Annotated in this window: 7 protein-coding genes and 2 pseudogenes; 4 read left to right on the top strand and 5 right to left on the bottom strand. The window is 55.4% G+C overall.

Translation table 11 applies throughout. From position 1 onward, the window contains the following. Positions 1 to 533 precede the first annotated feature (533 nt). From WT26_RS37805 to WT26_RS30275, 3 genes and pseudogenes are all read left to right on the top strand, one after another. Positions 534 to 5,873 (top strand): YadA-like family protein, encoded by a 5,340-nt coding sequence (locus WT26_RS37805; protein ID WP_420480957.1) that lies wholly within the window; start codon positions 534 to 536, stop codon positions 5,871 to 5,873. A gap of 593 nt (positions 5,874 to 6,466) precedes the next feature. Beyond that, the gene (locus WT26_RS36720; RefSeq protein ID WP_080485786.1) at positions 6,467 to 6,766 is read left to right on the top strand and encodes an H-NS family nucleoid-associated regulatory protein; all 300 of its coding nucleotides are present in this window, start codon (positions 6,467 to 6,469) and stop codon (positions 6,764 to 6,766) included. Between the two features lie 502 nt (positions 6,767 to 7,268). After that, positions 7,269 to 7,794, top strand: a pseudogene (locus WT26_RS30275) (integrase core domain-containing protein); the annotation flags it as partial. Positions 7,795 to 7,818: 24 nt separating this feature from the next. On the opposite strand, the gene WT26_RS36715 reads toward WT26_RS30275, so the two are convergent. The 4 genes from WT26_RS36715 to WT26_RS36700 form a co-directional block, all read right to left on the bottom strand. Beyond that, the gene (locus WT26_RS36715; protein ID WP_080485785.1) at positions 7,819 to 8,268 is read right to left on the bottom strand and encodes a hypothetical protein; all 450 of its coding nucleotides are present in this window, start codon (positions 8,266 to 8,268) and stop codon (positions 7,819 to 7,821) included. 102 nt (positions 8,269 to 8,370) lie between these two features. After that, positions 8,371 to 9,627: an ATP-binding protein gene (locus WT26_RS36710; protein WP_080485784.1), complete on the bottom strand. Its 1,257-nt coding sequence runs from the start codon at positions 9,625 to 9,627 to the stop codon at positions 8,371 to 8,373. After that, positions 9,611 to 10,336 (bottom strand): response regulator, encoded by a 726-nt coding sequence (locus WT26_RS36705; protein WP_080485783.1) that lies wholly within the window; start codon positions 10,334 to 10,336, stop codon positions 9,611 to 9,613. The genes WT26_RS36710 and WT26_RS36705 overlap by 17 nt, the downstream gene beginning before the upstream one ends. 305 nt (positions 10,337 to 10,641) lie before the next feature. Further along, positions 10,642 to 11,760, bottom strand: coding sequence for a porin (locus WT26_RS36700; RefSeq protein ID WP_080485782.1), 1,119 nt, complete (start codon positions 11,758 to 11,760; stop codon positions 10,642 to 10,644). 646 nt (positions 11,761 to 12,406) lie between these two features. On the opposite strand from WT26_RS36700, the gene WT26_RS37800 reads away from it, so the two are divergent. Next, positions 12,407 to 12,568: a hypothetical protein gene (locus tag WT26_RS37800; RefSeq protein ID WP_155123258.1), complete on the top strand. Its 162-nt coding sequence runs from the start codon at positions 12,407 to 12,409 to the stop codon at positions 12,566 to 12,568. A 305-nt stretch (positions 12,569 to 12,873) separates the two neighbouring features. Here the strand turns inward: WT26_RS37800 and WT26_RS39200 are convergent. After that, positions 12,874 to 12,990: pseudogene (locus tag WT26_RS39200) on the bottom strand (IS66 family insertion sequence element accessory protein TnpB); the annotation flags it as partial. Between the last annotated feature and the right edge of the window lie 107 nt (positions 12,991 to 13,097).

Raw genomic sequence — 13,097 nt, 5'->3', positions numbered from 1 at the left:
TTGCGGCTATTGCAGTGTCCGATAGCGGCACGAACACGAACCCGGCTGGTACGGCTCAAGAGGGCGGAAGCGCCGGCGGGCTCGGGGCATCTGCGTCGGCGAATTCGATTGCAATGGTGGGTGATGGCGACTGTAATCGCTTAACGTCAGGGCCGTTTACCGCGAGTGGGGTGTATGGGACGGGCGCGAACTTTACAGGAGGGATTTATGGATTTGGAGTTCAAAATAGTGCTACCAGCTACAACGATCCAACGAATGCTGGTCCAGGACAGACAACAGGAATGCAGGGTTATACAGCCAACAATAGCGCGACTGGAAACGTTGTGCAGAGTGCCAATGGCGTAGCTAGCACGACGGCCTATGGCCTTCAGTCTACGGCGATGGGATGCGATGCGCACGCGAACGGTTGGGCCTCGCAAGCGTATGGTTGGGGTGCTAGCGCGAGTGGCGCCGGCTCTGTTGCAATAGGGGTCTACGCAACTGCATCAGGTCAGGGGGCAATTGCGTTCGGAATTGGTGCTGTCGCTTCGGCGATGGATACCTTTGCCGTCGGCACGCTCGCCACGGCAAATGGGCAAGGCGACATCGCGATCGGCGCCCAGTCGGTCGCAAATTCCGGTATTACGTCGGGGACATCGGAGCAATCTGCCGTCGCGCTGGGCCACGCAGCGACTGCGAACGGGCAGAATTCGGTTTCTATTGGGAACGTAGCAGTAGCAAGTAGCGCCGGGTCGATATCGATTGGTGGAGGGGCTAGCTCGGTGACCAACGCGATCGCGGTGGGCACAACCGCATCGGCTAGCGGAGCAAACTCAAATGCGATCGGATATGCGTCTACCGCGGTTGCCAGCGGAGGAGTCGCTGTTGGTGCGAGTGCCATCGCAAACAATGCAAATGATGTCGCACTTGGATCCGGGTCTGTAACGGCTGCTCCGAACGCAGTGTCGGGCACGACGATCGGAGGGATAGCTTACTCGTTCGCGGGAACGAGTCCGTCGAGCGTGGTTAGTGTTGGTGCGACAGGTGCTGAGCGTCAGATTACAAATGTAGCAGCCGGGCGTGTTTCCGCAGCGAGCACTGACGCGGTCAATGGTTCTCAACTATACGCAACTGTTACTGCAATTAATTCACTGTCGACTTCGACATCGACAGGCATCAACTCGTTGTCAACGGGCTTGAGCTCGACCAACAGCTCGGTGACTTCACTTTCGACCTCGACATCGACCGGCTTGTCGTCGGCCAACAGCTCGATTTCTTCGCTGTCCACGTCGACCTCGACGGGCATCAACTCGCTGTCGACGGGCTTGAGCTCGACCAATAGCTCGGTGTCGTCGCTGTCGACCTCGACGTCGACTGGCCTGTCGTCGGCCAATAGCTCGATCACGTCGCTGTCCACGTCGACCTCGACGGGTATCAACTCGTTGTCGACGGGCCTGAGCTCGACCAATAGCTCGGTGTCGTCGCTGTCGACCTCGACGTCGACCGGCCTGTCGTCGGCGAACAGCTCGATCTCTTCGCTGTCCACGTCGACCTCGACGAGTATCAACTCGTTGTCGACGGGCCTGAGCTCGACCAATAGCTCGGTGTCGTCGCTGTCGACCTCGACGTCGACCGGCCTGTCGTCAGCGAACAGCTCGATATCTTCGCTGTCCACGTCGACCTCGACGGGTATCAACTCGTTGTCGACGGGCCTGAGCTCGACCAATAGCTCGGTGACTTCGCTGTCGACCTCGACATCGACCGGCCTGTCGTCGACGAATAGCTCGATTAGCTCGCTGTCCACGTCGACCTCGACGGGTATCAACTCGTTGTCGACGGGCCTGAGCTCGACCAACAGTTCGGTGACTTCGCTGTCGACCTCGACATCGACCGGCCTGTCATCGGCGACCAGCTCGATCAGCTCGCTGTCCACGTCGACGTCGACGGGTATCAACTCGTTGTCGACGGGCCTGAGCTCGACCAATAGCTCGGTGACTTCGCTGTCGACCTCGACATCGACCGGCCTGTCGTCGACGAATAGCTCGATTAGCTCGCTGTCCACGTCGACCTCGACGGGTATCAATTCGTTGTCGACGGGCCTGAGCTCGACCAACAGTTCGGTGACTTCGCTGTCGACCTCGACATCGACCGGCCTGTCATCGGCGACCAGCTCGATCAGCTCGCTGTCCACGTCGACGTCGACGGGTATCAACTCGTTGTCGACGGGCCTGAGCTCGACCAATAGCTCGGTGACTTCGCTGTCGACCTCGACATCGACCGGCCTGTCGTCGACGAATAGCTCGATTAGCTCGCTGTCCACCTCGACCTCGACGGGCATCAACTCGTTGTCGACGGGCCTGAGCTCGACCGATAGCACGGTGTCGTCGCTGTCGACCTCGACATCGACCGGCTTGTCATCGGCCACCAGCTCGATCTCCTCGCTGTCCACCTCGACTTCGACGAGCATCAGCTCGTTGTCGACCGGCCTGAGCTCGACCAATAGCTCGGTGTCGTCGCTGTCGACCTCGACGTCGACTGGCTTGTCGTCGGCGAATAGCTCGATTTGCTCGCTGTCCACGTCGACCTCGACGGGCATCAGCTCGCTGTCGACGGGCCTGAGCTCGACCAATAGCTCGGTGTCGTCGCTGTCGACCTCGACGTCGACGGGCATCAACTCGTTGTCGACGGGCCTGAGCTCGACCGATAGCACGGTGACTTCGCTGTCGACCTCGACCTCGACCGGTCTGTCGTCGGCGAACAGCTCGATCACGTCGCTGTCCACGTCGACCTCGACGGGCATCAACTCGCTGTCGACGGGCCTGAGCTCGACCGATAGCACGGTGTCGTCGCTGTCGACCTCGACGTCGACCGGCCTGTCGTCGGCTAACAGCTCGATCACCTCGCTGTCCACGTCGACCTCGACGGGCATCAACTCGTTGTCAACGGGCCTGAGCTCGACCGATAGCACGGTGACTTCGCTGTCGACCTCGACATCGACCGGCCTGTCGTCGGCGAATAGCTCGATCAGCTCGCTGTCCACGTCGACGTCGACAGGTATCAACTCGTTGTCGACGGGCCTGAGCTCGACCGATAGCACGGTGTCGTCGCTGTCGACCTCGACGTCGACCGGTCTGTCGTCGGCGAACAGCTCGATCAGCTCGCTGTCGACTTCGACGTCGACAGGTATCAACTCGCTGTCGACGGGCTTGAGCTCGACCAATAGCACGGTGTCGTCGCTGTCGACCTCGACGTCGACTGGCTTGTCGTCGGCCAACAGCTCGATCTCCTCGTTGTCCACGTCGACGTCGACCGGTATCAACTCGTTGTCGACCGGCCTGAGCTCGACCGATAGCTCGGTGTCGTCGCTGTCGACCTCGACGTCGACTGGCCTGTCGTCGGCGAACAGCTCGATCACGTCGCTGTCCACCTCGACGTCGACGGGCATCAACTCGTTGTCGACGGGCCTGAGCTCGACCGATAGCACGGTGTCGTCGCTGTCGACCTCGACATCGACCGGCTTGTCGTCGGCCACCAGCTCGATCAGCTCGCTGTCCACGTCGACGTCGACAGGTATCAACTCGTTGTCGACGGGCCTGAGCTCGACCAATAGCTCGGTGTCGTCGCTGTCGACCTCGACGTCGACCGGCCTGTCGTCGGCGAACAGCTCGATCTCTTCGCTGTCCACGTCGACCTCGACGGGTATCAGCTCGCTGTCGACGGGCCTGAGCTCGACCAATAGCTCGGTGTCGTCGCTGTCGACCTCGACGTCGACCGGCCTGTCGTCGGCCAATAGCTCGATCACGTCGCTGTCGACCTCGACGTCGACAGGTATCAATTCGTTGTCGACTGGCCTGAGCTCGACCGATAGCACGGTGTCGTCGCTGTCGACCTCGACGTCGACCGGTCTGTCGTCGGCGAACAGCTCGATCAGCTCGCTGTCCACGTCGACGTCGACAGGTATCAACTCGTTGTCGACGGGCCTGAGCTCGACCAATAGCTCGGTGTCGTCGCTGTCGACCTCGACGTCGACCGGCTTGTCGTCGGCCACCAGCTCGATTTCTTCGCTGTCCACGTCGACCTCGACGGGCATCAACTCGCTGTCGACGGGCCTGAGCTCGACCAATAGCTCGGTGTCGTCGCTGTCGACCTCGACATCGACCGGCTTGTCATCGGCCACCAGCTCGATCAGCTCGCTGTCCACGTCGACGTCGACGGGTATCAACTCGTTGTCGACGGGCCTGAGCTCGACCAATAGCTCGGTGACTTCGCTGTCGACCTCGACATCGACCGGCCTGTCGTCGGCGAATAGCTCGATCAGCTCGCTGTCCACGTCGACGTCGACAGGTATCAACTCGTTGTCGACGGGCCTGAGTTCGACCGATAGCACGGTGACTTCGCTGTCGACCTCGACCTCGACCGGTCTGTCGTCGGCGAACAGCTCGATCACCTCGCTGTCCACCTCGACGTCGACAGGTATCAACTCGTTGTCGACGGGCCTGAGCTCGACCAATAGCTCGGTGTCGTCGCTGTCGACCTCGACGTCGACCGGCTTGTCGTCGGCGAATAGCTCGATCACGTCGCTGTCGACCTCGACGTCGACAGGTATCAATTCGTTGTCGACCTCGACGTCGACTGGCCTGTCGTCGGCGAATAGCTCGATTTCTTCGCTGTCCACGTCGACCTCGACGGGCATCAACTCGTTGTCGACGGGCCTGAGCTCGACCGATAGCACGGTGTCGTCGCTGTCGACTTCGACCTCGACCGGCCTGTCGTCGGCGAACAGCTCGATCACCTCGCTGTCCACGTCGACCTCGACGGGCATCAACTCGTTGTCGACTGGCCTGAGCTCGACCAATAGCTCGATGACATCATTATCGACGGCGACCTCAACGAGCTTCTCTTCTGCATTCAGCTCAATTGGCTCGCTGTCGACTGGACTTGTTGCGACAAACAGTTCGCTCACTTCCTTATCGACATCGACGACCAACTACGTAAACTCCCTTTCCACAGGGCTGAGCGCAGCAAATAGCAATATTGGATCGCTGTCGACATCAACTTCCACTGCTATCGCCACCACTAATAGCAGTCTATCTTCGCTGTCGACATCGACTTCAACCTCCGTCTCATCCCTTTCTACGGGACTATCGACTGCAAATAGCGGTGTTGCTTCGTTGTCGACCGGATTATCGTCCACGAATAGTAATGTTGCGTCGCTCTCCACGTCGACGTCCACAAGCGTCACATCTCTATCAACAGGGCTGTCAACTACGAACGCCAATGTGACATCGTTGTCAACGAGCGTTACCAACATTAATACGCAGCTGACGTCGCTGTCTACGACTGTCAGCAATAATGCTACGCGAGCCGCGAATTCGACCGGCATAGCGGCAGATTTAAGCGGAAGTGGCGCGAGTGCTCCAAAGGTGACTGCTGGATCGAATTCGGTCGCAATCGGTGCGAATTCGACCGATGAAGGGCGTTCTAACGTCGTATCAGTAGGAAGTTCTGCGCAACAGCGCCAAATAACTAACGTCGCGGCTGGTACGCAGGGCACCGACGCGGTCAATCTGAATCAACTCAATACACTATCGACGTCCGTATCGCAATCGATGCAGAACCAGCAAACACAAATCAACAGCCTGGGTAGCGCGCTTCAGCAGACGGATACTATGGCCCGACAAGGGATTGCAGCGGCGACCGCTTTGACGATGCTGCCGCAGGTCGAACCGGGCAAGGTGATTAACGTTGCGGTTGGCGTCGCGCGATTTGCAGGGCAGTCAGGAATGGCCTTCGGGGCAAGTGCGCACCTTACGACCAATGGCATTCTCAAGTTGGGGGTTGGTGTAGCAGGCAGTAATCGCACATTTGGTGCCGGATATGGCTACAGCTGGTGATCCCAAGCGCGACGTGACATTGTGTGCTCTATCGAATGCGTGCCTGACCGGTGGGGTGTGCACAGTGTGGTAAATGGGGGCGTTCGGTGCACCACTAGCAAGTAATGCGTCGCTAGATTTCTTAAAGGTGTTCACGGACGCCTACGTTGTTCGTCAAGCTGGCAGAGTTACCTAACGTACTGTGTGGTTGGGCAGCAAGCGCGGTGTTGCACCGTTGGAAAAAACGACGTGTGCTGAGACAAAGCCGATGCTTGCGGAAATCTGTGAGTGAGGTAGGGCCGCCAAGAGGCACGCCTTAGGGGAGGTAGAAATTAATAAGCCAGGGCCTCGGTAACTAGGTGCAAGAGTCAGCCAGCGAAGCGAGTGGTCGATTCTGGACCACGAATCTCAGAGCTAAGCTTGGACCTTGCGCCTGGTTAACGAGGCACGGCGATAGTTTCGCGATTATTGGCGCTGGAGCGCGAGGAGCAGGAATGTCTTGTAATGCGGAATGAAAAATGACAGGGTCGAACAGCAGTATCGATGGGAGGCGCGATCCGACGAGGAGTAAAGGGCTATTCGAAATATTGATTGAATTTTCGTAAGGAACTGTTATGACTACATTGAAGGAACTCCTCACTCGAAGGGAGGAAATCGATGCCGAAATCGAACGTATCAGAGACCGTGAGCGCACCGGCGTAATAGAGGAAATTCGGCAGAGAATGATCGACTACGCGATCACGGCGGCGGAGCTTACGCAAGCAAGCTCGGAACCGGAATCGTATGGAAGCCGTTCTCGCAAACCTGCTCGGATCAAGTACTTGAATCCCTCAACCGGAGAGAAGTGGTCGGGGCGCGGTCGTGAACCCGCTTGGATCAGGAATGTTCCTGACCGGAACGCTTTCCTCGTGTGAGATCAGGATGAGATATTGCAGTAACGTAGAAAAAATATGTTCGATTTGAGTGTCAGCGTTGGTCGAATGTATGGGGGATCGGCTTCTTTGCATTCGATAGTGATCATCGTGCGCAACGGATTCCACAGTAAAGGAAGATAGATTTTAATGTTCGTTTACGCAACTTTCCGGATAAACGCCTTTTCGCGCCGAGGCCACACCGGCAGCCGCGAGCCGATATCGGGCGCTAAAGGAGAGGGAGCGACGCACCACGCGATGAATTATGCCGGATCGCAACCTGGATCGTTGTCGAACCGACCGCAACGTAGCGATGACACCACATACTGCCTATGAGACGAAGTTCACATGGACGCAACTTTTTACACTCTTCCACGCGACGCGAGAGCAAGAGCCACGATGAGAGATGCGACGCTGACTATGACAACCCATATACCTATGACGACTTGAGCGTCGCGCTCATGGACGAGTCCGTACACGCTAAGCAAAGTGCCAAGTAATAAATGTGGTGAGCACGCCCGCTCGACGCCAGCAGGTCACCTACGCGAAAGCACGGGGCCTGTCAGAGCGGCGTGCGTGCGCGCTAATGTCGGTCGCTCGATTGACGCTGCACTACTTCGACGTGGCCAGATCAGTACGCTCGGCGCGAGTCATCGAGTTTCTGTCGCGACTGATTAGCCTGTATGGCGCACCGCGCTATCTGCGCTCGGACTACGGGCCGGAATTCGTGTCGCGTGCCATCCTGAAGTGGGCGGCGCAGAACGGCATGGATATGGCGCTCAGCTCCCGGCAAGCCTTGGCAGAACGGCGCGGATGAGCGCTTCAACCGCAAGTTACGTGACGAATGCCTGAGCCTTGAATGATTCCGCACCCGCACGGAAGCAAAAGTTGTGATCGACCGATGGCGGCGTCACTACAACGCTGTTCGGCCAAACTCGAGTGTGGCCTACATGACACCCAGCGAGTTCAAGCAGCGATATTGTTCAACTGAAAGCCAGGACCGTTCAACCGAAGCCGTTCTCCAAGATTGAAATGGTCCGGAGTAGTCAGGCAGGTCAGTCGGATGCTGATATCGGCGATTTCTCATTAGTTTTAGCAAATTGATGTAGTCGTTCGATTGCTGTCAGATAGCGATGCTTTGGTACAGTAGCGAGTTGTTCGTCGTGTAGAATCAAGATTCGCTCTATAGCCGATTTTTCTCTATCTAAAATCACATATTCTTCCCCGTCTTCCGCACGTAGAATGCAGCGCCCGATAGCGGCTTCCGCTTGCTTAAACGAACGAGCATCGTCATGTCGCTGCGTTTTGTCGCGTAAATAAAATGCCATATAAATTGTCTTAAGCAAGCAAAGCAGTAAATCCAGGTTGGCGTGCCCTTTGACGATAGTTGCCAGCGCCAAATGATATTCAAGCGACACGGCTCGAAAGTGGCTGGCTGGTAGAGGTAGAAGCATTGCCTTGCTTAAGCGGCAGACACGATGGTGTGGGGACGATTTTCGATTCATCACTGCACATCAACGAATATTGAATTTTACGTAGGGCCATGCAGAAGGAGCGCATCGATGACGGAGAGGGCGTATCTCGCTAAGTCTCCAAAATCAGTTCCATTACTTTGCCGCACACGGAAAACGGACCGTTGCCACGAGACCTCCGCCCGTGACGTTATCCAGCGAAAACGCTCCACCGTGACGATGCACGAGACGTTTAACTATAGCAAGACCCAATCCGCAATGCGCATCGCCTCCGCGAGCAGGATCAAGGCGTACAAACGGTTCGATCGCCCGCTCCACTTGAGATGATGGAATGCCCGGGCCGTGGTCAAGAACCATAAGTGAGTAGCTACCTCTTGAGCGGCGTGTCGAAATTTCTATCGGAGGATCACCATAGCTCAAGGCGTTTTCGATGAGGTTTGATAAAATCCGATCGAGATCAGTCAGCGGAAGTTCGAATTCAGGGCCGGCTTGAAGATCTAGTTTGATGAGTGTTTCATCTTCGAAGTTCTGTCTATAATGCTGAAGGCAATAGGCGTCTACATTACTACGTGGAGATTCATCTCTCTGTTCGGGTAGGTAATCCAAAAACTGGTCAACGATTCGAGAAAGTGATTCTACGTCACGCAGGAGTCCGGTTCTTATGGATTCGGAGGACATCAAATCGGCACGTACTTGTATTCGCGTTATTGGTGAGCGGAGGTCATGTGCGAGACCGGCTAGCATAATTGCTCTATCTTGTTCCGCATGTGCCAGATTTCTTACCATATCGTTAAAGTAGCCGATTAATTCGCGAATTTCTTGCGGGCCGCTTTTTTTTACAATGGTCGAGCTGCCTCCAATTCGGAAATCCCGCGCGGCTAGGGCCAGTCGGCGCAGTGGTCGCTGAATTTGCCATGCTCCTACAATGGCCAGCAAAATGGCGAGCGTGACCATAAAGGAAGACGCTTCGATGTAGTGAGAAATAGACGGCATTGCCCCAGGAAAAGTGGCCCACTCAGTTGCATTCGGGTAACGGACCCACAATGTTCTCGAGTGTGTGTCCAGGGCTACGTTGCTCCCTTTCGGAAGAATGTGGCGTAAATCAGTTTCAACAGGGCCATAGGTATCCGTGCACGGCGATGTACATGAGGCAATTTCAGCATTCTCAGTCGGGACGAACTTCAAGCTAAATGCAGAGGCAACTGCTCTGCCGGCATCGGTCTTAATCGCATTGGTTTGTGTAGATAGGGCGACGATGAGCGCTGTTTGTCTAGCCTGATAAACCAAATGTTCGCGTTCGATCTGCAACAGACTCGTCACATGAACAGCGGCAATGAGGCCAATAGTTAAAATAGCGAGGCGACTGAATAACGTATCAATGGATATCTTCATACATTTCTCCCGGAACGAACATATATCCTATTCCACGCATCGTGCGGATATAGCGCGGATGCCCGGGACTTTCCTCGAGAATGCGTCTAAGCCGCCATATAGGCACGTCGATGCTGCGTTCGGTCCATTCAGAATCGGGTCCGTGCAGTAGGTCGAGAATTTGCGCCCGTGAAAGAGCGACCATAGGATGGCGGGCGAAAATTTCAAGTAGTGAGTATTCGCGACCTGTGAGTCGAATTATTTGACCTGCACGCTGCAAAGCGCGGGAGCTGAAATCAAGGACGAAAGGCCCGAATCGTACTGGGTTAGTGGTTTCGGTCTGCGTCAACGGCGACGTCTGCCTCCGAAGTACTGCACGGATGCGCGCAAGCAATTCTTGCGGAAGGAACGGTTTGCCAAGGTAGTCATCAGCGCCGAGTTCAAGGCCGACCACCCGGTCTGGGCCATCAGCGCGCGCCGTGAGCATGATGACAGGAATTCTGTCCCCATTTGCTCGCAATTCCTTCAACGCCGTCAGTCCATCGATTCCAGGCATCATGACGTCCAGCACAATGACATCCGGACGTTCTCGCTCCAGTCGACGACTGAGCGCCGTGGCATCGTGAAGGACTGATACATCAATTCCCAGTCGATGAAAGAAAGTTCTTAGTAGATCACGTAATACGTAATCGTCATCAATCAGCAATACGTGGAGCGGGCAGTCTGGCATAAGCGAACACATGATGATTGAGCCGTGCGGTTTAGACATCGGCAGGTGCCACCTTGAGCCTGTAAAGTATATGCGATCGAAATTTTACTTGTGCGACGGATTCTTCTGATTTGTTACGAAATATTTACCTCGGCGACGTGAGTATTATTCTGCGGTATTGAAGTGTTTGGTGTTATTGAAAACTCCGGAATCGAATCAAGGGTGAAACGCTCGATGCGGAAAATAATCGAAAGGCGCGGCATTTGAGATGCCGCGCGCTTTAACGGCACTTCTCTCAATAGATGTTTCGAGAAATGCTGCGTCTGTTAGAATCTATGGCGCAAGCCAACCGATATAGATGTTTGATGATTTGAATCAGAGGCGCTTAGCCCATTAATGTCCGCAGTAATGCCGCTGTTGCCTGTGCCATGAACGTGCTGGTAGACTCCCATCAGATATACATCCGTTCTCTTTGATAGCGCATAGTCAGCCATGAGGCTAACTTGATTCCATTTCGGGCTGGCGCCCTTGAGCTTTCCGTCCGTGAATGTATAGGCGGCAGTCATACTCAAGGCCGGAGTGAAGTTGTATTTTCCCTGGAGTTCATAGTTATTAAATCGAGCACCGCTTCCGTTGTTTGAGAGGCCACTCGATGTTCCTGATGCGGACGAACTGATTCCCGTGAGATTGGTCAAGTGCGTCTGAGTGACAATGGCGCCAACCTGAGCCGGACCAAAGACGTAATTGGCGCCCACCCCCCATGTCCGCTGAGAGCTAGCCTGGAAAGTATAGTCGCTGCTAACGGCACCGCTGGAGTTGGTCGATGAGCCGCTATTGTTCAATTGCAGGTAGCCAGCTCCGATGGCTAGGCCATAGAGATTGTATGATGCACCGAGACTGTACGCGCGGTTATTGGCGAACCCCCCTGATGAGTTCGAAAATCCATACAGTGCACCGAATTTCAAACCGCCATAATTGACGCTCTGATATTTCACGGAGTTGCTGATTCGGAACGAGTTTTGCAAGTTGTCGTTGTCGTACGGGTGTGCAACGCTGGACATTTCCAGTGCACCGACGTAATCAACTAGCGAATCATATTGTCGTCCGAGCGTTAGAGCTCCGAAGCGCTCATCGGATAGTCCAACAAAAGCTTGTCGGTTGAATGTGGTCCCGCTCTGGCTCTGTTTGCCATTCATGATGTTGAAGCCTGCTTCCAGAGTGAAGATCGCCTTCAGCCCACCTCCGAGCTCTTCATTTCCCTTCAATCCATACCGACTGCCATTGAGTGTCCCACTCCGTGCTTTATAGCTGCTATTTCCCCCCTCGTTATTCACGTAGGTCAATCCTGCATCAATCAGTCCATAGAGGGTGACGCTGTTTTGAGCGTGTGCACCTATTGAGGCGAATGTGCTTAGTACGCCGATGGCGAGAGCCATTTTTTTCATAAATCTCTCCTAAAACACGGTGTGGCTGCGAGTAACCTACCCATATTGAAGCGAAGGCTGCCCGTGCAAGAACGATCGGTGAGGTGAGTTGATCGATCCGAACTGAATTAGACATCAAGATTAAATATGTCGCGTTGTTTTGCTGCGACAAAACCGAATGCGAATGCTTCCAGTATCTTTCGATTGGCCATGTACGATTACATATTCTTTCGAGGAGTGTTGCGTTCTTGTGATCTGCGAATCGGCGCTGGAGTGTTTGAAGGGTGTCATTAAGGTAATTAATAAAAAATATGATGTGAGAATTGATGATGTGTGAGGAATTGTGTTGTAATTTGATCGCAGTGCTACTATCAATCTGCCGCCAGGGGAGTGGGTGAGGGGGGCTGTGCGATGGATGTGTCGATGATAATCGTTACGATTTACGCCAGCAGTTCCGTAGGCGAGTTCGCGGAAAGGGTATTTTGGTGAGTGGAGACCCTTCCGCGGTATTCTTGGGTACGGGCGTGTGGGACTGCTTTAAGTTGGATCTCGTCGCTGTTTTGTTAGAAACTAATGGTGTAATGAAAATTGGCTGCGGTCGGCAAGCCAACGCGCCTTAACGAGCGAGTTTAGGCGGCGGTCGACGGGGACTGCCAGCAGTGCGTCGATGTCGCTGGCGTTGGGGGGCGGCGAGAGCGCGGAAGTCCTTCAGATTGACGAACTGCCTCTGGTTCAGTCGTCGTGCTGTCAACCGGATGCCGATTCCGTCGTGAAGCAGGACCGTGATGCGGTTGGTGCTCTGACCGGGGAGCAGCTTGACATGGTGTGAGGGAGCGAGGCTGAATACCTTGGATCCACGACATGCCAAGGCGTTGCGAAACCGGCGTGCATGTCCATCGGATCGGTCGCCTGACGGATATCGTTGACACGGAGCACCGTATCCACTCACAAAAGTCAGGCGGCACACGTGGCTGCCTAGGGCTCCGGCCAACTTATCGTGATCGGCTGGTCGCCACCGCGCCCCTCGACGCGAATCTCTGGTGAATGTGGCCCCAGTGCTCCCGATGCCAACAGCACAACGGCCGGCAATGACCGTAGCGAGGGCATTTGACGGGCCAACGATCTCTTGGAAATTCAACCTTCCGCTTGATTGATCCAGCACCGCAGCGGATTCGCGTTGAGCCCATGTTTCAGCACGACCTCAGCAACCGATACTCCGAAGCCTCGGCAGGCAGTAACCATTTGAGCCTTGAACGCGTCACTTTAGTGTCGCAGCCGGCGACGATCCGACACGACTTCCGATCTGATAGTGCTCACGTGTCCGCTTACTCGTCAAGTGAAGTGAATACGATATTAAG

This window comes from Burkholderia cepacia (assembly GCF_001718835.1).
In the GTDB taxonomy this organism is placed as follows: domain Bacteria; phylum Pseudomonadota; class Gammaproteobacteria; order Burkholderiales; family Burkholderiaceae; genus Burkholderia; species Burkholderia cepacia_F.
This window is presented reverse-complemented; position numbering and strand designations above follow the sequence as displayed.

Coding starts and splice junctions, on each gene's coding strand:
- WT26_RS37805 (WP_420480957.1), top strand. CDS start 534: ATGGATACCTTTGCCGTCGGCACGCTCGCCACGGCAAATGGGCAAGGC.
- WT26_RS36720 (WP_080485786.1), top strand. CDS start 6,467: ATGACTACATTGAAGGAACTCCTCACTCGAAGGGAGGAAATCGATGCC.
- WT26_RS36715 (WP_080485785.1), bottom strand. CDS start 8,268: ATGAATCGAAAATCGTCCCCACACCATCGTGTCTGCCGCTTAAGCAAG.
- WT26_RS36710 (WP_080485784.1), bottom strand. CDS start 9,627: ATGAAGATATCCATTGATACGTTATTCAGTCGCCTCGCTATTTTAACT.
- WT26_RS36705 (WP_080485783.1), bottom strand. CDS start 10,336: ATGCCAGACTGCCCGCTCCACGTATTGCTGATTGATGACGATTACGTA.
- WT26_RS36700 (WP_080485782.1), bottom strand. CDS start 11,760: ATGAAAAAAATGGCTCTCGCCATCGGCGTACTAAGCACATTCGCCTCA.
- WT26_RS37800 (WP_155123258.1), top strand. CDS start 12,407: ATGTCGCTGGCGTTGGGGGGCGGCGAGAGCGCGGAAGTCCTTCAGATT.